The following is a 20,547-nucleotide window of genomic DNA, read 5'->3' as shown; positions in this document are numbered from 1 at the left end:
AGGTGGCGCTCAGGCCTCCTCGGACGACTCCTCCTCCGACTCGCTGCTGGACTCTTCGCTGCTCTCGCCGCCGCGGAAGCCACCCTCGCGGTCAGGCGCAGCGCCAGGACGGGTCTCCTCCACGTCGCCGGCCAGCTTCAGGTCCTCGAGGACCGGACGCGTCTCGGGGTCCACCTCGTCCGCGATCTTCACGGAGATGTAGCGGGTGACCTCATCGAGGTTCTTCAGGTTGCGCTCAATCTCCGCGACCAGCCGCGAGCCGCCCAGGTAGCTGGCGTGCACGTAGATGGCGCGGGGCTGCTTGGCGATGGGGAACAGGGTCTTCTTCTTGCCCCACACCGTGAAGCGGAGGACCTTGCCACCCTCGCGGCCGACGATGCCACGGACTCGCTCCTTGAGCTTGTCCACGTTGTCATCGGTCAGGTCCGGCTTGACCAGGAAGATGGTCTCGTACTCACGAAGCCGCTGCGCGGCCTGCGTCTCTGCCATGTTTTCTCTCCCCTTGGGGTCGAGTGCCCCTTGGACAATCCAAGGAGCGGGGAAACGGTGAGCGGCCCGAAGAGCCACCACCGGGAACGGGAAACCGCGCGCCCGTCACCCTCGCGCTACGTCCCGTGTACCAACACGGGAAGCTGAAAAAGAACATCCCGCCAGAGGAGCCTCCAGCGAGCGAACGGGCCTTCTAGGAGGGCCCCCCGGGCAAGTCAAGCTCCCGGAAAGCCCGCCTGCCCATTCCCCAGGCGCCCAGGCCCTCAGGCCTTCCGGTTGAAGCGGTTCATGGCCACCGACAGCCCGTCCCGCACCCAGCACTCCGTCACGTCCACGGCCCGGGCGATCAGCTCGTCGAGCTGGCGGCGCTCCCCGTCATCGAAGTTGGACAGGACGTAGCCGGCCACGCGCTCGCGGGCGTTGGGGCCCGTGGGCTTGTCGATGCCGAAGCGCAGGCGGACGAAGGCCTCCGAGCCCAGGCTGGAGACGATGCTCTTCAGGCCGTTGTGGCCGCCGCTGCCGCCGCCCGCCTTGAGCTGAAGCCGGCCCAGGGGCAAGTCCAACTCGTCGTGGATGACCAGCACGTCCTCGGGGGCGACCTTGTAGAAGCGCGCCGCCTCCGCCACCGAACGGCCGGACAGGTTCATGAAGGTCTGCGGCTCGATGAAGAGGACGCGCTCTCCGGCCAGCGTGCCCTGGCCCACCTTCGCGGCGAACTTCTCCTGGTTCAGCTCGGCGCGCGCCCGGGGCAGCAGCGCCTCCACCACCATGAACCCGATGTTGTGCCGGTGTCGCTCGTACTCGCGCCCCGGGTTGCCCAATCCACAGATGAGCTTCATGAAAGCTCCAAAAAGAAACGGGGCCGGGCCCCTGAGAGGCCGGCCCCGAGTCCAGGGTACACCGGAAGAGGACTACTTCTTCGCGGGAGCCTTGGCCGCCGCCGCGGGGGCCGCCGCCTTGTCGCCACCCTTGGCCGCCGCCGCGGGAGCCGCCGCCGTCGCAGCCGCCGCCGCGGGAGCCGCCTCGGCCGCCTCGGGCGCGCTGAGCACCGCGATGGTGTAGTTGACGGTCGTCTTGATGGAGATGCCGGCCGGCAGCTTGATGTCGTTGACGTGCATGGCCTCGGCGATCTTCAGCGCCGTCACGTCCGCCTCGATGCGCTCCGGGATGGCCGCCGGCAGGGCCCAGACCTCGAGCTCGCGGCGGGCCTGGGTGAGCAGACCGCCGTCCGCCACGCCCTGCGCCTTGCCCGTGAGCACGAGCGGCACGTTCACCTTCACGGCCTCGTTCTCGCGCACGCCGATGAAGTCCACGTGCAGGATGTCACGGGTGACGGGGTCCATCTGGTAGTCCTTCAGGAGGACCTGGTGGGTGCCGTCGGCCAGCTTCAGCTGGATGAGCGTGTTGAACTTGTGCGGCGTGTTGATGGCCGTGCGGACCGCCTTCGGGTCCACGGCGATGTGCACCGGCTTCTGCATGTGCTTGCCGTACACCACGGCGGGGACCAGCCCCTGGGCGCGCAGGCGACGGGCAAAGCCCTTGCCGGAACCTTCACGCGACTTCGCCTCGAGGGTGCTCTTCTCGGTGGACATGGAAAATCCTTGGGATGAGTGCTGCGGTTGCCACCGGTGCCCTGGCGCCCTCGGCATCCCGCCCCAGTGGCGGGCCCCGAAGACGGCGCCCCTGAAGTGAAGGGAACCGGTGGAGGGGGCCGGACATGCCAGCCCCCCGTGACGGAGTCAAGTCGCCCGGCGGGCGGGCGCTCCGGAGCTCAGACGAACAGCGAGCTGAGCGAGTCCGCCCGGTGGATGCGGGCAATGGCCTCGCCGAAGAGGCGGTCCGTGTTGAGCACGCGAATCTTCGAGCACGCCTGCGCGGCGGGCGACAGCTGCACGGTGTCCGTGAACACGACCTCTTCCAGCACCGAGTCCTGGATGCGCTGGATGGCGGGGCCGGAGAGGATGGGGTGCACGGCGTAGGCGACCACGCGGCGAGCCCCCTTGGCCTTGAGGGCCGCGGCGGCCTGGGCCAGCGTGCCGGCGGTGTCCACCATGTCGTCCACCAGCACCGCGTCCTTCCCAGACACGTCGCCAATGAGGTTCATCACCTCGGACGCGTTGGGGCGCGGACGGCGCTTGTCGATGATGGCCAGGCCCGTGTTCAGCCGCTTGGAGTAGGCGCGCGCGCGCTCCACGCCGCCCGCGTCGGGCGAGACGATGACGAGCTCCTGCGACTCCGGGAAGCGCTTGCGCAGGTCCTCGAGGAACACCGGCGAGCCGTAGAGGTGGTCGGAGGGGATGTTGAAGAAGCCCTGGATCTGCCCCGCGTGCATGTCCATGGACACCACGCGCTCGGCGCCCGCGACCTCCAGCAGGTCCGCGATGAGCTTGGCGGTGATGGGCGTGCGCGGCGCCACCTTCCGGTCCTGCCGCGCGTAGCCGTAGTACGGCATCACGGCGGTGATGGAGCCGGCGCTCGCCCTCTTCAGGGCGTCGCACATGATGAGCAGCTCCATCAGGTGGTCATTGGCCGGCGGGCACGTGGACTGGAGGATGAACACGTCCTGGCCGCGGACGTTCTCCCCAATCTCGACGTGGATCTCTCCGTCGGAGAAGCGGCCCACTTCTGCCTTGCCGAGGGGGCGCTTGAGGTACTCGCAGATTCGGTGAGCCAGGCCGGGATTCGAGTTCCCGGCGAAGATCTTGAAGTCGCGCGGCAGCATGATGGGGCCGCTGACTAACCTGGACACGGGCGGATGGGAAGGATGTTAGTCGAGATCCGCTGGCATCGGACCAAGCGTCCCGGCTTGCGCCTGATGGAGGTGCCGCTCGTACTCGATGAGGATGACACGCTCCATCTGGCTGCGTGTATCCGCGTTGAGCGGGTGGGCTATATCCTTGTACGTCCCATCCTTCCGCTTCTTCGCCGGCATCGCGATGAACAGCCCCGAGGAGCCGTGGATGACCTTCAGGTCGCGAATGACGAAGCAGTGATCCAGGGTGATGGTGACGTACGCCTTGAGCTTGTCCTCTTCGACCGGAAACACCCGGACGTCGGTGATGTTCATGGTCCCCCCCCGAACCCGAAAGGTCGGAGCTGGCGGGAAGCCTGGGACATACCGGGTGCAAAATGCAAGGGTATGGTGATGGCTTTTGATCGCGATTGTTCCACTCGCTCACAATCCAGAGGGGCGAGCGGGACTACCCAAGGGCTCCCGGCCAATGCAGAACCAGGTGGGTCAGAAAAGCCAGATGGTAGATGACGATGATGCCGTAGACGACGGCGCCCGCGCGGATGGCGATGCGACTGGCGCGCAGCCGGCGGTGCAGGCAGAGCAGCCACAGCCCCGCATTCACGATGAGCAGCTTGGCGAACATGAAGAAGAGCGGTGACTGCTCGTACGCCAGGCGCATCAGCGGGTTGAGCTCCTCCGCCACACCCAGCTGAAGGAAGAGCAGGGTGAACAGCCCATCCATCAGGTTCAGCATCAACAGCGCCACCGACGCGGGCGACGCGTAATAGGAAGCCCGCTCGCTCCGGACCGCGCCTCGAACCTGCTCCACCACCGTCGTCGCCACGCGCCACCCCCCTCTGTCCGACTTCGCCGGTGGTTCCTTTCAAGCGGCTTGCCAAGGAATGCGGGGGCGATGCGGGACGACGGGCGTGGGGGCAGGCGCACCCGTGGGAGCACCTTTCACGCGGACGCGGTTGGCGGTTGACTCCCGCGGGGGGGTGACAGACTATCCGCGCCCTTCCGCCCCCAGGCCAGGCGAGCGTTCCGTGCACCAATTCCCCAAAGATATCGGGTGGATAGAGGTCATCTGCGGCTCCATGTTCTCCGGCAAGACGGAGGAGCTGATCCGCCGCGTCCAGCGTGCTGTGTACGGCAAGCAGAAGGTGCAGGTCTTCAAGCCCCGCATCGACAACCGGTACGACGAGACGCAGGTGGTGAGTCACTCCAAGCTGAAGGTGACTTCCACTCCGTTGGAGCGGGCTGAAGAGATTTTTTACAAGCTGGAGCCCGACACGCAGGTGGTGGGCATCGACGAGGTGCAGTTCTTCGGCGCCGAAGTCGTCGCGGTGGTGGAGGCGTTGGCCAACAAGGGCCTGCGCGTCATCTGCGCGGGCCTGGACCAGGACTACCAGGGACGCCCCTTCGAGCCCATGCCGCAGCTGATGGCGGTGGCCGAGTACGTGACGAAGGAGCTGGCCATCTGCGTGGTTTGCGGCAATCCGGCCAATCGCTCCCAGCGACTCGTGTCCAGTGGTGAGCGCGTCGTCGTGGGCGCGGCCGGGGCGTATGAGCCGCGGTGCCGCAAGTGTCACGTGCCGGAGCCCACCGAGGGCACGCCGCCGCAGACGCTGGAGCTGTTCGACTGACACACACGGCCTCGGCCACGGGGTTGGGGCACGAGAGGAACCCAGCGCATGCGTGACACCCTGTACGCGAACGTGCCCTTCCAGTTGAACGAGATGACCCACCACTATGGACGAAACGTCCACCTGGTCGGCAATCCGTTCCTGCTCTCCCAGTTGGCCACGTTGTGCGCCAAGGGTGTCATCCAGCCGCAGATCAACCGGCTGGTGGAGACGCTCTACGTCGACCTGGTGAAGACGGTGGTGAACGCGGAGTTCCCCCGGAAGATGGTGAGCCTGCCCACGCGGATGATTGATTACACACCGCAGGGGCTCTACCAGGGGGAGGTCATCGACCCGCAGGTCCGGGTGGTGACGGTGAACATCGCGCGGGCGGGCACGCTGCCGTCGCAGGTGACGTATGACCTGCTCAACGCGACGGTGGACCCGACGGTGGTGCGGCAGGACCACATCATCATGAGCCGGATGATCGACCCGGCCGAGTCCGTGGTGGGCTCGCAGATTGGCGGCGCGAAGATTGGCGGGGACGTGGATGACGCCATCGTGCTGTTCCCGGACCCGATGGGTGCGACGGGGAGCAGCCTGTCCACGGCCATCAAGCTCTACAAGGAGAAGGTGCCCGGGACGGCCCGGCGCATCATCACCCTGAACCTCATCGTCACGCCGGAGTACCTGCGGAAGATGACGACGGACCACCCGGACGTCATCATCTATGCGCTCCGGTTGGACCGGGGCCTGTCTCCTCCGGAGGTGTTCGGCACGGCGCCGGGCGCGCTCTGGGAGAAGGAGCGGGGCCTGGATGACAGGCAGTACATCGTCCCCGGAGGCGGCGGCTTCGGGGAGATCATGAACAACGCCTACGTGTAGCGCGGAGGAGACCTTGGCGTTCTACGAGCAGGAAGTCGGAGTCCTGATTCCCGAGGACAAGCTGCAAGCACGCGTGCGGGAGCTGGGCGCGCAAATCACCCGGGACTACGCGGGCAAGGAGCTCACGTTCGTCTGTGTGCTCAAGGGCTCCACGTTCTTCGCCATGGACCTGGCGCGGGCGGTGGACCTGCCGCTGACGATGGAGTTCCTGGGCGTGTCCAGCTACCAGGGAGGCACGGAGACGACGGGAGAGGTGCGCATCACCACCGACGTCAGCAAGCCCATGGCGGGCAAGCACCTGCTCATCATCGAGGACATCATCGACACGGGGCTCACCATGAGCTTCCTGCTGGAGAACCTGCGGGCCCGGCACCCGGCGTCGCTGAAGCTGTGCTCGCTGTTGGAGAAGCCGTCGCGCGCCCGGACGAAGATTGACATCGACTACAAGGGCTTCGTCATCGACGACCACTTCGTGGTGGGCTACGGCCTGGACTACGGAGAGAAGCTCCGCAACGTGCCATTCATTGGCGTGATGAAGGGCAAGTAGTCCCCCGCTGCCGCGCGGGGAGCGGGTTGGCTCCTCGCGTGGCCGGGCGTCCTCGTCAGGGGAGGCGAAGCACCAGGCGCCTCGCGCGTGCTTCCTCCCGGACTCGAGGGTCGGTGGTTCGTTGTCGCCGGAACAACCATGCGCAGCTTCCCAAGTGGAGCCATTGGTGCCGCGAGGCGCTGGACGCAGGTGCAGTGTCCCAGGCGCGCGGGGCCGGAGAGGGTGCACATGCGTTCAACCAGGGAGAGGAAGGCCCCGGCCGCCGCCATCGCGGCCAAGGGCGAAGAGGCGATGCGGAAGTACGTGGCCGAGTTCGTCGGGACCTTCGTCCTGGTGCTCGGCGGCGTGGGAGCGGCCGTGCTGGCGGGGGACCGCATCGGTTTCCTGGGTGTCTCGTTTGCCTTTGGTCTGTCGCTGCTGGCCATGGTGTATGTCATTGGCCCCATCTCCGGCTGTCACGTGAATCCAGCGGTGACGGTGGGGCTGTCCCTGGCGGGCAAGTTCGAGAACAAACACATGCTGGGCTACATCGTGGCGCAGTGTCTGGGGGCCTTCCTCGCGGCGGGCGTGGTGCTGGCCATCGCGAAAGGGATTCCCGGGGGCTACCAGGCGTCTGTCTCCGGCTTGGGCTCCAACGGGTATGGGCTTGCATCTCCCGAAGGGTATGGCGCGGGAGCGGCCTTCCTGACGGAGGTGGCGCTCACCTTCCTGCTCGTGCTGACGGTGCTGGGGGCGACGGACGCGAGGGCCCCGGTGGGCTTCGCGGGGCTGGCCATCGGCCTGGTCCTGACGCTCATCCACCTGGTGGGCATCCCGGTGACGAACACGTCGGTGAACCCCGCGCGCAGCCTGGGGCCGGCGGTGTTCGCGGGAGGGATGGCGCTGGGACAGTTGTGGTTGTTCATCATCGCGCCGCTCCTGGGCAGCGGGCTGGCGGCGGCGGTGTACCGCACGCTGTTCCGTCCCGTGGCGGCCATCTCCGCGCGCACGGCGGAGCGCTCGCTGGATGCGCAGCGGGCCCAGCGCATCGCCGAGGACCGGGGAGACAGGACACACTCGCCGGTGTGAGGCTCCCAGGCTTGGAGGCCGGTGCGCCCGGGCGTATACGAGGAGTGCGCAGAGGGGCCGAGCCTCTGCCGCTCCCCGCTCCGGGATGACGGAGTGGAGTGGTGTCCTCCATGCTCTTCGAGCCGACGCGCCTGCTGGCCTTCCTCCTCGCCGGAGTGGCCCTCAACCTCACCCCCGGGCCTGACACGATGTATGTGCTGGCGAGGAGCATGGGACAGGGCCGGTCCGCCGGGTTCGTCTCCGCGCTCGGCATCTGCGTGGGCGGCCTCTTCCACATCAGCGCGGCGGCCCTGGGCTTGTCGGCGCTGCTCGCCACCTCCGCGGTGGCGTTCCTGGTGGTGAAGTGGGTGGGCGCGCTCTACCTGGTGTGGATGGGCGTGCAGATGCTGCGCAGCAAGACAGGGCCCCAGGCGGTGGAGGGACTCCAGCCCGCAAGCCTCTGGCGCATCTTCCGTGATGGTGTCGTCACCAACGTGCTCAACCCGAAGGTGGCCGTGTTCTTCCTGGCCTTCCTGCCGCAGTTCGTGGACCCGTCGCGGGGCTCCACGGGCCTGCAGTTCGTGCTGCTCGGCCTGCTGTTCGACGCCACGGGGACGCTGTGGCTTGTCTTCCTCGCGGGCGTGGCGGGAGGCTTCGGCGCATGGCTGCGGCGCAATCCTCGCTTCGCCGCGTGGCAGCAGCGCGTGACGGGCGGCGTGTTCGTCGCGCTGGGCGCGAGGCTCGCCCTCCAGGAGCGCGCGTAGGCGCGGCCCGCCAGCGGAAAGGGCTTCAGCGGAAGATGACGCCGCCGAGCAGGTAGAGGGTGTAGCAGGCCCAGGGCAGGAAGAAGGCCAGCGCCAGGAAGTTGAGGCCCGCGACCCACACGGGCACGGGCCGGTTGCGCCAGGGGAGCAGCAGCGCCGCGCCTCCCGCGAGCATGGGCACGGGCAAGAGGTTGAGGGCGGCCAGCTTGGCGCTGGTGAGGCCCCAGGCGCGCAGCACCTCGCCTGACTGAAGCAGGGCGATGAAGCGCTCCAGGCGGCCGGGGAGGGCGGAGGGCTGGAAGGGGATGGCGAAGCCCGAGAGGAACTGGCCCAGCCCTTCCCTCGCGCCCAGGCACGCCATGGAGACGCCCACGAGGAAGAGCCAGGGCACGAGGATGACGGCCAGGTGCAGGCCCACCGGCAGCCGACGCAGGCGGTTCTCCGGGGGCGCGTCCTTGGCGCCTTCCGGGGGCGGGCCATCGAAGCTCACCGAGCTGCCCAGGGCGATGGGCCGGAGCGACCACCGGATGCCGCTCAGCGTCACCGAGAACAACGTGGGCCCGTAACCCAGTTGCACCGACGTGGGGCGCGCCCCGAAGGAGGTGGCCACCGCGGACTGTCCCAGGGCCCAGAGGACATTGACGGCGAAGAAGAGCATCCAGAGCCAGAAGAGCAGGGTGGCACGTTCCATGGGAGTGCCCCCTGCTTAGCATGCTGGACGGAGGGCCTTCACCCCGCCCGCGTCACTGGCACGGACTGCTGGGGTTGTTCGTCACGGCGACCACGTCCAGGGTGATGGAGTTGGGGTGGGTCTCCAGGCTGTACCAGGAGATCTGATGGTGGCCGTTGCCGGTGCCCGACGGGTTCGCGAAGGCCGCGAGCCGGTAGCGCAAGGTCTCCGTGAAGGTGACGTTGCGGTTGGCGGAAATCATGCTCGCGCTGAAGCGCCAGGCCGAGACGTTCTCGACGGTGAAGGACGAGCCGGAGAGCGAGTTCAGGTTCTTCACCCGGCCGCCGTAGCCTCCTTCGTACATGCTGGCCCACCAGCGACCGAACTCGTCCGGCGGGTCGTTGATGACGTTCCACGGGTCTCGGATGAAGTGGTACCAGGTGGCCGTCCCGGAGGTGACGCCGCTCCGGTTCGACAAGCCCCAGCCCTCCTGCGTCCGCGTCGTGGGCCCCTGAATCGCGGACCAGTAGTTGGGCTGGCAGCCTCCGTCCTTCAGGTACTTCACGTGCAGCGGGACGGAGAGCTGGGTGACGAGCGGGGAGCTGTTGGTGGTGTCGGGGCTGGTGGAGAGCAGCGGCGCGTTGCGGTTGTTGGTGCACTGCGCCTGGAAGTCGAACTGCCAGTAGCCCTTGGCGTTGTCGGCGCGAATCATCAGCGTGCGAGGGCTGAAGGTCGCCTGCTGGACGCGGATGACGACGTAGTCCGCGCTGGCCTTGCCGTTCTCCCGGTAGACATAGAACGAGCTGTTGAAGCCGAACTCGATGGGCTGCGTCTTCCCCTTGGTCGCGTTCCAGTTCTCCTTGGTCAGCGTCGCGCCGTAGCTGCCCGTCAGGTTCCTGATGCCATACAGGACACCCTGGGGAGGAATCAGCCCCGGGCCGCCCGTGGTGGGCTGCGGGCCCGCCTGGTGGACCCCGAACATGCTGGCCCAGTCGCGCTGGGTTCCATCCTCCTCGCCGATGGCGCGGGTGGAGCGCGTGGGCGTCAGGTTCGAGGTGATGGGCCGGGCGGCGGGAGGTTGTTTGTCTCCGCCCTCGAGCAGGTGCTCGGTGACGCTGAGCCGAGGAGCCGTGTCGAGCACGGTGATGGAGTAGCTGGAGGGCGTGGTGGCCTTCAGGTCCCGGGACACCATCAGGGCGGCGGCCCCTTCCTCCACCTGGCACCCGATGATTTCCGCCAGGGCCTGACACGCCCTCGCATCGGGGTGACGGAGCACCAGTATCTTCCCTGTGTCGAGGGTGGGGCGCAGCAAGGGCGCATACTGCTCGGGCTGGGTCGAAGCGCAGTCCACCCAGTGCACCTCGGCGAGCTGGAGGCCCTCCGTGCCGGGCTTCGCGCAGATGTCTCCCTGGACCTTCAGCGCGCTGAAGTCCTGGCTCGTCGTGGCCCCCGTGAAGAGGATTCTCGGCTTCGTCCGTGTCGTCGGCTCCATATGCGACTGACCTCCGTGGCGTTGCACTGCGTTGGGGCACCCGGCGGACCGCGGACCGGGGGCTTCGACTGCTTCAGGTGGTGACAGCCGTGCCGCTCACTTCATGCCGGGCAGGAAGAGCTGCTCCGCGTGCAGGTAGCTGAGCGTGTACCCGAGGGAGGTTCCGAAGGTGCCTCCCAGCGACAGCGCGATGACCTTGCGCATCCCCTCCACCTCGAGCTGCATCGTGGGGCCGGAGAGGTTGTAGTTGGCCCGGCGAAGGCCATCCGTCAGTCCATCCACGGAGTCCAGCGAGCGGGCCACGCGGGTGAGCATGGCCTTGCCGCCGTTGGCGACGACGCTTCCCAGGGCTCCTCCCACACCGCCCAGGATCGCGGCGAAGGTGAGGTCCGCCGCCAGGGGCGCGCCCGCGACGGCATTGCCTATCAACTGGCTGCTCAGGCCGGACACCACGCCGCCAATGGCATCCACGCCCGCGCGCAAGCCGATGTTGAGCAGGCTTCGGCTCGCCAGGTTGAGGCTGGTCGCCGCCAGTTCTCCCACGCCGGCGAAGCCTCCGGCGATGGCTCCCGCCGCTGCGCCGATGCCCACCTGGGTTCCCCAATCCGCCCAGCTGAACTCCTTGCCCGTCGCGTTCGCGCTGATGTTGTAGGCCAAGCCGCCCAGGCCCGCGCCGACCATTCCTCCCACGGCCACGCCGATGGCGAACGCCGCGACCCCTTGCAGGCCCGGGACGAACGACAGCGCGATGCCTCCGGCGATGAGCGCGATGTCTATCGTGTACGAGACAATCTCCTGCCAGTGCTTGGAGACCCAGTTGGGCAGCGTGTTGGTGAAGAAGTTCGCGATGCTGTCGAAGAAGCCCAGGCCCATCGGGTCGATGAGGGTGACAGGGTCATTGAGGACGTAGGCGTAGCGGTTGAATGCCCCCATGCGGTCCTCGGACGCGCCCATCTGGACGTCGGCGCTGATGAAGCCTCCCAGCAGCGGGCTGTAGTAGCGCGAGGCCGCGTAGTAGAGGCCCGTGCTGTCCAGCTCCAGTCCCGAGTGCTTCCTCCGGAAGTCGTCGCTGCCCGAGCGCAGGCGGGGCGCACCGAACGGGTCGTAGTCCAGGGTGCTGGCCACCTGTCCCCGCTCCTCGGTCACCAGCGAGGTGCTCTGGGTGTTGTTGAGGTGGAAGTAGCGGGTGCCCACCGACGGCACGCCCGCGTTCGCTCCGGGCGGAGTGCCCGACTCCGCGAGGGTGACGGAGGAGACGAGCTGGTCGCCATCCAGGACGTAGCGCGTGTGCTGGCGGGCGCCGTTCGCGAAGACGACCACCTCGTAGCAGGGGGCCACGTAGTACGTCGTGAGCTGGGGTTCGACCTTCTTCAGCCGCCGCCCATCCTGGTCATAGGTGAAGCGGACCTCGCCCGCTTGCTGGAGCCGCCGGGCGGAGTCGTAGCTGAGCGTGAGGGTAGCGCCCTGGTACTTCAGCTCGACGAGGCTGCCATTGGCGTCGTAGCGGGTGTGCAGCGCATCGGGGCTCGCGGGAGTGTAGCCCCGGGCAATCTGATGGCCCGAGCGCTCCAGCGTCAGCCCCGCCTTGCTCGTGAGGCTGCAGGCCCCGTCATAGGCGAACTCCTGGAGGCCATACCCTCCGCCCTGCGCCTTCACCAACTGGCCCAGGCCGTCATGGGTGAAGCTCTGGGTGAGGGGTGCCTCCAGCCTGTCCCTCACGGCGCTCACCTGCCAGAAGGCATTCCACTCCAGGGTGCTCGCAGACGCGGGGCGCTCGTCCTTCGTGAAGACATCCTGCGTGAGCAGGTGTCCATCGGGCGTATACGTCCAGGTGGTTCGCACGCCATTGCCGTAGCGGGCCACCGCCGGGGCGCCCAGGGCGGTGAAGTCCGACTGGACGAGGTGCTCCTGGGGGCCCTCCGTGATCTTAAGCAGGCGTTGGAGCGCGTCGCGGTGGTAGCTCACCTCCGTCTTGGCGGCGTCGGGATAGGTGATGCGGGAGACGAGCCGCGTGGGCGTGAAGTCCTGGTTCAGCGTGTAGGCCGTCCCGTCGAGGGTCAGCTTCACGGACGTCGTGTTGCCGTCCGCGTCGTGCCCATAGGCATACGCCGAGCCATCGGGGAGCTGGACGCTGGTCAGCTGTCCCAGGGAGAAGGGGCTGGTCTGCTCGTCGTAGGTGTAGCGCGTCTGGTCCGTGCCGGCCGTCTTCGACGTCACGCGCCGGAGCGCATCATGCTGGAAGGTGGTGACGAGCCCGGCGCCGTCGGTGTGGGTCCATTCCCGCTGCTCGTCCCGGTAGGCGTAGGTCTCCCGGGTGAAGGTGGTGCTGCCGGAGCGGGTGGTGATGGCGGTGTTCCGGTCCAGGCCGTCATGGGTGAAGGTGGTCTCCACCTTCGGGTCCGTGGCGCTCAGGCGCCGTCCCACGGCGTCGTAGGTGTAGCGGGTGATGTGGCCCTGGCCGTCCTGGAGCTCGGTGAGGGCTTGTGAGTCGCCGTAGTAGCCGTGGGTCATCGTCCGGGTGCGGGGTGTGCTGGACGAGGCTCCCTCGGTGAGCACCACGCGATTGACGCGGGGATAGGCATACGTCGAGACGTTGGGGGCTGTGCCGGCGGCGGACGTCTCGCGGCGCACCACGCGCTCGTATTCGTCGTACGCCACGGCCTGGGCCCGCTTGGAGGTGTCTCCACTGAAGTAGGGCAGGCTCTGTTCAACGGGCTGGTCATGCGCGTCGAGGACGGTGTCCTCGATGATGGCCCGGCCCACGAGCGCGCCGTTCTCCTGTCCCTGGTTGGTCGTGCGGGTGACGCGGCCAAAGCCATCCACGTACTCCGTGCGCACCGCCCACACGTCCTTCTTCCAGTCCTGGCGCGTCAGCGTCTTGCGGAACCTGCCGGTGGCGTCGGCGCCGCGCTCGAAGCGCAGGGCGGGGACCATCGTCTCGCCGGGCCCCATTCGCTGGGTCTCCACGGGGCGGCCCAGGCCGTCGTGCTGGTGCACCTCGCGTGTGCCATTGGGCTGCGTCTGTGACGTCAGCACGCCGGTGGTGGCGTCGTAGTGGAACTCGAACTCCAGCGCGCGTCCGGAGGGGGGCGTGGGCAGGATGCGCTTGCTCGGGAAGGTGCGGTAGGTCGACTCGTAGACGTGGGTGACGACGCCCTTCGCGGGGTCCTCCATCCGCGTCTGATTGCCCCAGTCGTCATACTGGTACGAGTAGACCTGCCAGGTGTCCGCGCCGCTCCATCGCGAGTGGGTCTTCTCGTCCCAGGTCGTCGGGTCATACGTCTTGCGGTCCCAGCGCAACGTCTGGTTGCCCTGGGCGTCGGCGGACTGGCGCCGCTCGGTGAGGAAGCCGAAGCGGTGCTGCTCCACGCTGTTCTGGAACGTCTGCCGTGTGTAGAGCGTCGCGGCGGGGGCGCCGGTGGTGCTCTGGGTGATGGAGGTGGCGTTTCCGTAAGCGTCGTATTGGAAGGCCCGGGTCCTCACGCAGTCGGGCGTGTCCGAGGTCGCGAAGGTGTAGAGCTTCTTGCGCACCTCGGTCGTCTGGAGCTGGTAGACGCCCGCGCTGGCGGGGGTGGCGTAGTCGTATTCGGACCGCACCATCAGCGCCCGGTCCGAGGCCCTTCGCACCGTCTGCGACACCACCGCGTAGGTGCGAGGGAACTCCTGGTGGTACCGCGTTTCGGTGAGGGCGCCCGCGGGCCCCGTGTGCGGGTCCTTCTTGGTCCACGCCGCGAAGCCGAGCCAGCCCCGGCCCTGGAGGCTCATCCGAGCCCCCGCGAAGGTGAAGTGGTGGGCGTAGCGCTGCGTCTCCGAGTAGACCTGCGTGTAGTCAGACACCACGTAGCGCGGGTACTGGACGCTGCGGGAGGCGAAGCTCATCGCCACCGCGGGTGTCTGGGTTCCCGGATTCGTGGCCAGCGCATAGGTTGCCCCGGGGAGCTGGTTGTTGAACAGGGATTGGGTGTCGACGGTGTCGGAGGCGGGCGGCTCCCGCGTGTAGACGGTGGGATTCGTCAGGGGTTTGTAGGTGAGCTCGAAGCGGCCCCCCAGGCCGTTGGTGAGGCTGGAGACCAGGTCTGGGTATTCGACGGTTGCCGCCAGCAGATGCACCGCGCCGGAGCCGTCCACGTGCAGCAGGTCGGCCTTGCCCAGGCCCGTCAGTCCCAGCGCCGAGGTGGACTCCCCGGCCGCGACGAAGGCGGGCACCTGGGACACCTTCGCGTGGTAGCGCAGTGTGCTGCCTTCATTCAGGAGCACGGCGACGCGGCGGGGGTTGGCGTCCCCGTCGCGCCGGTACTCGCCGACGAGGACCAGGTCATCGCGTCCCTTGCCCGTGACGTCCGCCGGCATGATGTGGGGAATGACGCCGCCATACTTGAGGCCGGTGCTCCCCAGGTCCTGGACGACGAAGCCCTTGCCCGTGTTGTGCAAGGCCCGCAGGTTCAGGGTCGTCCCATCCGTGTAGGCATTGAGGAGGTCTATCTGCCCATCGCCGTTGAGATGGATGGGCAGGAGGCTGCCGCCCCACGTCACCCGTGCGGAGGAGGGGAGGAGGGGCGTGGTCTCCTGCTGGAAGCCCTGGCGCTCTGGAAGTGCCCGGAGCCCGGTGATCTTCAGGAAGCCGCCGTCGTTCGCGCCGTAGATGAGGTCCGTCTGCCCGTTGCCATCGATGTCCAAGGGCAGCAGGAGCCCGCCGAAGGGCAACGTCGTCGTGGTGGGCCCGGAGGCTGAAGGGGCGAAGCGGGTGCCGCTGGAGAACAGGACGTCCAGCTTCAGCACGCCCGCGTTGTTGGTGGCGTAGACGAGGTCCGTGCGGCCGTCTCCATCCACGTCCAGCGCGAGCAACTGCCCGCCCCACAACAGGTTCTCAGGCCCGGCGCCATGGGCGGCGCCCTCTCGCACCAGCGTCCAGCGCCCGTTGCGCTCGGTGGCCTTGAAGAGCGTCAGCCCCAGCTTGCCCCCGTTGTTGGCGGCATAGAGCAAGTCCATGCGGCCGTCGGCGTCCACGTCGAGCGGGCAGAAGGTGCCGCCCCAGGCGAGCTGTGCCCCGCCCAGGTCCACGGGATGGGGGCCGTCCAGCCCGCTGCCCGTGGAGAGATAGAGGTCCAGGCGGAGCTGCATGTTGGACTGATGGGCGTGCAGCACGTCCGTGAGGCCCTTGCCGCTCACATCCATGGGGATGCGCAGCCCGCCCGGCATGCTCTTGCCCAGGCTCCGAGGGGCCTGGAACAGCGTGGGGTCCGCCTCTGTTTGTCCCTGCCAGGAGAAGGTGGTGCGGGGCAGCGACGTGTCGCGCGCCTCCGTGGCCACGGACTGGAGCAGCGGCCGGCGGGTGGCTCGACTGGGTTGGTATTCGAAGCGGTAGGTCCTCGCGAGGACGTCCCCGACGGAGGTCTGCACCTGGGAGAGCAGGCGAGTGATGCGGATGGGATGGCCGCCCACGTAGGTGGTGGTGACGTCCTGGCGGTCCGTGAAGGTGAACCTCACCTGCCGCTTCCGGGCGATGGGGCTCTTGAGGTTGTCTGTGTATTCGATGAGCTTCGGGTAGTGCGCGTTGTTCTGTGCATCCAATTCGTACGTCACCGTCATGAAATTACCGTGACGGTCCGTGACGCGATTGAGAGACCAGAGGCGGATGGCCGGGAGGTTGGCGGAGGCGGGGACTCGCGAGTCCACCGTCGCCCCGTACTCCCATGTCTGTCCATCTCGCGTCTGGACGGTGAAGGATTGGGGGCCCCGCTGGACATCCCAGCCGGAGGGGTAGTGGGGGACCACCTTTCGCCATGTCTGGATTTCGGTGTGATAGGTTGTCTGGGGTTGTCCGTAGGTCCCAGACACCGCCATCAATCGCTGCCCGTCCAGGATGAAGCGGTCGTCCAAGTCATAGTTGACGCTGCCGTGGCGGCCATCCTGCGCGACCGTTCGCCCCGCGCGAGTGATGGAGGACAGGCCACTGAGGCCCCAGCCCACACCGAGGAGGCCGTCACTCCCTCCACTGTTGTAGGCAATGCCCAGGCTGGGGGCGAGGCCCGCCGTGCCCGGGGGGACCTTGAGCTCGAAGGCGTAGGCCGCGCCGCCATCCTTGTCGACGCTGAACTGGTCCGTAAGCCTTCCCGTGCTGTCTGCCATTGAATGCCCCCGTGAGTGTAGAAATCCATTGCCGGCGGTGCCCGGAGGAAGGGGGCACGCCGGGGATGGAACGACAAACGAGACACGTCCGCGGCCAGGCGCGGCGCGTGCTGGATTGGGATGTCAGACGGAGGTCCGCCGAGGCTCCCTGGAGAGGGATGGCCACGTGCGAGGATGGGGGACGCGCGGGAACCGCTTCTTACCTCCACCGCCTTGGCGAGTGGATGACCCAGAAGTCACAGCAGCCCGAAGTGAGCGGAAGTCTGATGAGGACGACTGGCCAAGTCGAGTCAAAGATTGGCAGGGGAGACCGGCGTACGTGGAGACTGTTTGCCATCGACACGGACGGGCGGATGCGGTCTCCCACCGGGTGTTTGTGGACCACCCGGGGGAAAGGCGGGCCCGGAAAGAGGGGGCCCGCCCTGCGGCGACTTCTAGAACGTGGCGTCGAGCACCACGTCGTTGGCGGCGCCCACGCCGACGGCGACCTGGTAGGCGGACACGCGGCGCTCGAAGAAGTTGGTGAGCTCCTGCACGTCCTGCAGGTCCATGAAGGAGAGCGGGTTCTTCGTCTTGAACACGGCGGGGATGCCCAGCATCTGCAGGCGCTGGTCGGCGACGTACTCCAGGTAGCCGCGCATCTCCTGCACGGACAGGCCCGCGACGCCGCCGCTCAGGAGGTCCTGGGCGAACTGCGTCTCGCACTCCACCGCCTCGCGCATCATCGCCTCCACGTCGCGCTCCATCTTCGCGTCGAAGAGGTCCGGCTCCTCCTTGCGAGCCACCTGGATGCACTCGAAGGCGAAGCCCATGTGGGCGCTCTCGTCGCGGAACACCCAGTTCGTCCCCGCGGCGAGCCCGTTGAGCAGGCCCTTGCTGCGCAGGAAGTACACGTAGGCGAAGGCGGCGAAGAAGAAGAGCCCTTCGATGCAGCCCGCGAAGCAGATGAGGTTCAAGAGGAACCGGCGGCGCTCATCCTTCGTCTTCAGCGCGTCCACGTCGTGGATGCTGTCCATCCACTTCATGCAGAAGCGCGCCTTGCGCTGGATGGAGGGGATGTTGTCGATGGCGGCGAACGCCTTGGCGCGCTCGGCCGGATCCGGCACGTACGTGTCCAGCAGCGTCAGGTAGAACTGGACGTGCAGCGCTTCCTCGAAGAGCTGGCGCGACAGGTACATCCGCGCCTCGGGGGCGTTGATGTGCTTGTACAGGTTCAGCACCAGGTTGTTGCCGACGATGCTGTCACCCGTCGCGAAGAAGGCGACCAGGCGGTGGATGAGGTGACGCTCGGCGTCCGTCATCTTCGACCGCAGGTCCACCAGGTCCGTGGAGAAATCCACCTCCTCCACGGTCCAGGTGTTCTTGATGGCATTCCGATACATCTCGAAGAATGCCGGGTACGCCATCGGGCGCAGCGTCAGGTTCAGTCCGGGTTCCAGCAGCATGCGTTGATCAATACATGCTCGGACGAAGGCTGATCAACTTTGCGCTCGGCTGGCTGCATCCCTCAACACAGTGCCAATCGCTTCGCCTTACACGACACGAGCACACGTCGACACGCGTGCTCGTGACGTCGAAGAAATCCGTGAAACACGAGGCCGACTACTGGCAGGCCTCGCACGCTTCCGGGTTTTCCAGCGAGCACGCGACAGCCTCGGCATCCGTCACCGTGGAGGCCGCGGCGACGGGCGCGGGCGTGACGGGCGCGGTGGCGGTGGCGCCGCTGCCGGACACCGTGGCCTTGGCGATGCGCGTGGCCGGGCGCGAGCGCAGGTAGTACGTCGTCTTCAGCCCCTTCTGCCATGCGTAGAAGTACATGGAGGAGAGCTTGCCGATGTTGGGCGTCTCCACGAAGAGGTTGAGCGACTGGCTCTGGTCGATGAAGGCGCCGCGGTCCGCCGCCATGTCGATGAGCGAGCGCATGGGCAGCTCCCACGCCGTGCGGTAGATGGCGCGCAGCGTCTCGGGCAGCTCGGTGAGCTCCTGGATGCTGCCCTCGGCGAGCTTGATGCGGTTGCGCACCGACTCGTTCCACATGCCGAGCGCCTGGAGGTCGCGCACCAGGTAGCGGTTCACCTGGAGGAAGTCGCCCGACAGCGTCTCGCGCTTGAAGAGGTTGGAGACCTGCGGCTCGATGCACTCGTAGCAGCCGGCGATGGAGGCGATCGTCGCGGTGGGCGCGATGGCGATCATCAGCGAGTTGCGCAGGCCGTGCTTCATGATGCGCGCACGCAGCGCGTCCCAGCGGGCCGGGTCCTCCGGCGTCACACCCCAGCTGGCGAACTGGAACTCACCCTGGGCCGCTCGCGTCTCCGGGAAGGACGGGTGCGCGCCGAACTGCTCGGCCAGCTCGCATGAAGTGGTCAACGCGGCGAAGTAGATCTCCTCGGAGATCTTCTTCGACAGCGCGCGCGCCTCGGGGGCATCGAAGGCGAGCTTGAGCTGGAAGAAGACGTCCTGGAGGCCCATCAGGCCCAGGCCCACCGGACGCCAGCGGCGGTTGGAGTCCGCGGCCGTGGGGATGGGGTAGTAGTTGAGGTCGATGACGCGGTCGAGTTGCTTGAGCGCGAGCTGGGCGTTGGCGCGCAGGCGCTCGAAGTCGAACTTCCCGTCCACCACCATGCGGCCCAGGTTCAGCGAGCCCAGGTTGCACACCGCCGTCTCACCCTGGCTGGTCACCTCCAGGATTTCGGTGCACAGGTTGGACAGGTGGATGACGTTCTGGGGCAGCCCGGTCTGGTTGCTCTTGCGGTTGCTGATGTCCTTGAAGGTCATCCAGCCGTTGCCCGTCTGCGCCAGCGTCTTCATCATCCGGGCATAGAGGTCGCGCGCCTTCACCTTGCGCATGGCCAGGCCGGAGGCCTCCGCCTCCACGTACGCCTTCTCGAACTCCGCGCCGAACAGGTCCGTGAGGTGCGGAACCACCTTCGGGTCGAACAGGCTCCAGTCGCCCTCCGACTCCACGCGCTTCATGAACAGGTCCGGCACCCAGTTGGCCAGGTTCAGGTTGTGGGTGCGGCGGGCCTCGTCACCGGTGTTCTCGCGCAGCTCGAGGAAGTCCTCGATGTCCGCGTGCCACGACTCCAGGTACACGCAGCACGCGCCCTTGCGCTTGCCGCCCTGGTTCACCGCGGCGACGGAGGCGTCCAGCGTCTTGAGCCAGGGGACGATGCCGTTGGAGTGGCCGTTGGTGGAGCGGATGAGCGAGCCGCGCGCACGCACGCGGTGGTAGCCCACGCCGATGCCGCCGGAGAACTTGGACAGCATCGCGATGTCCGAGTACTTGCGGTAGATGGCGTCCAGGTCGTCGGCGGGCGAGTCCAGCAGGAAGCAGCTGGAGAGCTGCTCGTGGCGGGTGCCGGAGTTGAAGAGGGTGGGGGAGCTGGGCAGGTACTCCAGCGAGCTGAAGAGCCGGTACAGCTCGATGGCCTCCCGCGCGTTGTCGCCGCTCAGCGCGCACGCCACGCGCAGGAAGAACTCCTGCGGCGTCTCCAGCACCTCGCGCGTCTGCGGGTTCTTCAAGAGATAACGGTCGTAGACCGTGCGCAGGCCGAAGTACTCGAACAGGTCGTTGCGCGTCGGGTCGATGGCCGCGTTGAGCTTGCGCGCGTTGGCCTGGACGAACTGGAGGAGCCGGTCCGCGATGAGGCCGTGCTTGTGGCCGGCGGCGACGGACTGGCTGAAGGAGTGGATGTCCTGGTTGCTGACCTCCTTCTGGATGAAGGTGGCCAGCAGGCGCGCGGAGAGGCGCGCGTACTCGGGCTCCTCGACGATGAGGGCGGCGGCTGTCTGGATGGAGAGGCTGTCCAGCTCGCGCGTCGTCGCGCCGTCGTAGAGGCCGGAGATGGTCTTCGTGGCCACGCGCATGACATCCACGCGGGACAGCCCCACGCAGCTCTTGCCCACCGCGCGCACAATCTTGTTCAGGTCCACCGACTCCGCGGTGCCGTTGCGCTTGCGCACGCGCATCTGGGTGGACGTGAAGTCGCTCGTGGCGGGCACGGGCTCACTGGCTACGCTCGCGGTGGGCCCGGGGTGACCATTGGGCGCGGGCGGAACAGGCATGGGCGCGGGGCTGGGCTTCACGGGCGTTTCGAAGTTCACGAGCGGCTCACTCCAAACGAAAGGCAAGAAGGCAAAGGCGTGGCCCTTGGGCAAGCCTCGA

The 20,547-nt window shown here is 67.5% G+C and carries 16 protein-coding genes; 5 read left to right on the top strand and 11 right to left on the bottom strand.

Features of this window, described 5'->3' with window-relative positions; genetic code table 11:
* Window positions 1-9 precede the first annotated feature (9 nt).
* The 6 genes from rpsF to MYSTI_RS27570 form a co-directional block, all read right to left on the bottom strand.
* Window positions 10-489: a 30S ribosomal protein S6 gene (gene rpsF, locus MYSTI_RS27595; protein WP_015351097.1), complete on the bottom strand. Its 480-nt coding sequence runs from the start codon at window positions 487-489 to the stop codon at window positions 10-12.
* Window positions 490-752: 263 nt separating this feature from the next.
* Window positions 753-1,328: an aminoacyl-tRNA hydrolase gene (pth, locus tag MYSTI_RS27590; RefSeq protein ID WP_015351096.1), complete on the bottom strand. Its 576-nt coding sequence runs from the start codon at window positions 1,326-1,328 to the stop codon at window positions 753-755.
* 72 nt (window positions 1,329-1,400) lie between these two features.
* Window positions 1,401-2,081, bottom strand: coding sequence for a 50S ribosomal protein L25/general stress protein Ctc (locus tag MYSTI_RS27585; RefSeq protein WP_015351095.1), 681 nt, complete (start codon window positions 2,079-2,081; stop codon window positions 1,401-1,403).
* A gap of 179 nt (window positions 2,082-2,260) precedes the next feature.
* On the bottom strand, window positions 2,261-3,211 hold the full coding sequence (locus tag MYSTI_RS27580) for a ribose-phosphate pyrophosphokinase (protein ID WP_015351094.1): 951 nt from the start codon (window positions 3,209-3,211) through the stop codon (window positions 2,261-2,263).
* Between the two features lie 45 nt (window positions 3,212-3,256).
* Window positions 3,257-3,556, bottom strand: a complete 300-nt coding sequence (gene spoVG / locus MYSTI_RS27575) for a septation regulator SpoVG (protein ID WP_015351093.1) — start codon at window positions 3,554-3,556, stop codon at window positions 3,257-3,259.
* A gap of 133 nt (window positions 3,557-3,689) precedes the next feature.
* On the bottom strand, window positions 3,690-4,067 hold the full coding sequence (locus MYSTI_RS27570; RefSeq protein WP_015351092.1) for a DUF5658 family protein: 378 nt from the start codon (window positions 4,065-4,067) through the stop codon (window positions 3,690-3,692).
* Between the two features lie 202 nt (window positions 4,068-4,269).
* Here MYSTI_RS27570 and MYSTI_RS27565 point away from each other — a divergent pair, with 202 nt between their 5' ends.
* From MYSTI_RS27565 to MYSTI_RS27545, 5 genes are all read left to right on the top strand, one after another.
* Entirely contained in the window at window positions 4,270-4,869 is a 600-nt protein-coding gene (locus tag MYSTI_RS27565; protein ID WP_015351091.1) for a thymidine kinase, read from the top strand.
* A 48-nt stretch (window positions 4,870-4,917) separates the two neighbouring features.
* Window positions 4,918-5,733: a uracil phosphoribosyltransferase gene (locus MYSTI_RS27560; RefSeq protein ID WP_015351090.1), complete on the top strand. Its 816-nt coding sequence runs from the start codon at window positions 4,918-4,920 to the stop codon at window positions 5,731-5,733.
* A gap of 13 nt (window positions 5,734-5,746) precedes the next feature.
* The gene (gene hpt / locus MYSTI_RS27555; protein ID WP_015351089.1) at window positions 5,747-6,280 is read left to right on the top strand and encodes a hypoxanthine phosphoribosyltransferase; all 534 of its coding nucleotides are present in this window, start codon (window positions 5,747-5,749) and stop codon (window positions 6,278-6,280) included.
* Window positions 6,281-6,508: 228 nt separating this feature from the next.
* On the top strand, window positions 6,509-7,348 hold the full coding sequence (gene aqpZ / locus MYSTI_RS27550) for an aquaporin Z (RefSeq protein WP_015351088.1): 840 nt from the start codon (window positions 6,509-6,511) through the stop codon (window positions 7,346-7,348).
* Between the two features lie 110 nt (window positions 7,349-7,458).
* Entirely contained in the window at window positions 7,459-8,091 is a 633-nt protein-coding gene (locus tag MYSTI_RS27545) for a LysE family translocator (RefSeq protein ID WP_015351087.1), read from the top strand.
* Window positions 8,092-8,116: 25 nt separating this feature from the next.
* Here the strand turns inward: MYSTI_RS27545 and MYSTI_RS27540 are convergent, their stop codons facing one another.
* The 5 genes from MYSTI_RS27540 to MYSTI_RS27520 all read right to left on the bottom strand — a co-directional run bounded on the left by MYSTI_RS27540 (window position 8,117) and on the right by MYSTI_RS27520 (window position 20,486).
* Window positions 8,117-8,782 carry a site-2 protease family protein gene (locus tag MYSTI_RS27540; protein WP_015351086.1) on the bottom strand — a complete coding sequence of 222 codons (666 nt, stop codon included), beginning with the start codon at window positions 8,780-8,782 and terminating at the stop codon, window positions 8,117-8,119.
* A 52-nt stretch (window positions 8,783-8,834) separates the two neighbouring features.
* Window positions 8,835-10,253, bottom strand: a complete 1,419-nt coding sequence (locus tag MYSTI_RS27535) for a hypothetical protein (RefSeq protein WP_015351085.1) — start codon at window positions 10,251-10,253, stop codon at window positions 8,835-8,837.
* A 96-nt stretch (window positions 10,254-10,349) separates the two neighbouring features.
* On the bottom strand, window positions 10,350-16,382 hold the full coding sequence (locus MYSTI_RS27530) for an RHS repeat-associated core domain-containing protein (RefSeq protein WP_015351084.1): 6,033 nt from the start codon (window positions 16,380-16,382) through the stop codon (window positions 10,350-10,352).
* Between the two features lie 434 nt (window positions 16,383-16,816).
* Window positions 16,817-17,827, bottom strand: a complete 1,011-nt coding sequence (locus MYSTI_RS27525; protein ID WP_015351083.1) for a ribonucleotide-diphosphate reductase subunit beta — start codon at window positions 17,825-17,827, stop codon at window positions 16,817-16,819.
* Between the two features lie 157 nt (window positions 17,828-17,984).
* A complete protein-coding gene (locus MYSTI_RS27520; RefSeq protein WP_015351082.1) occupies window positions 17,985-20,486 on the bottom strand; it encodes a ribonucleoside-diphosphate reductase subunit alpha in 2,502 nt (833 codons plus the stop codon).
* Between the last annotated feature and the right edge of the window lie 61 nt (window positions 20,487-20,547).

This window comes from Myxococcus stipitatus DSM 14675 (assembly GCF_000331735.1).
Taxonomy (GTDB): domain Bacteria; phylum Myxococcota; class Myxococcia; order Myxococcales; family Myxococcaceae; genus Myxococcus; species Myxococcus stipitatus.
Note: the sequence above shows the minus strand (reverse complement) of the source record. Positions and strands in the feature narration are given on the sequence as shown.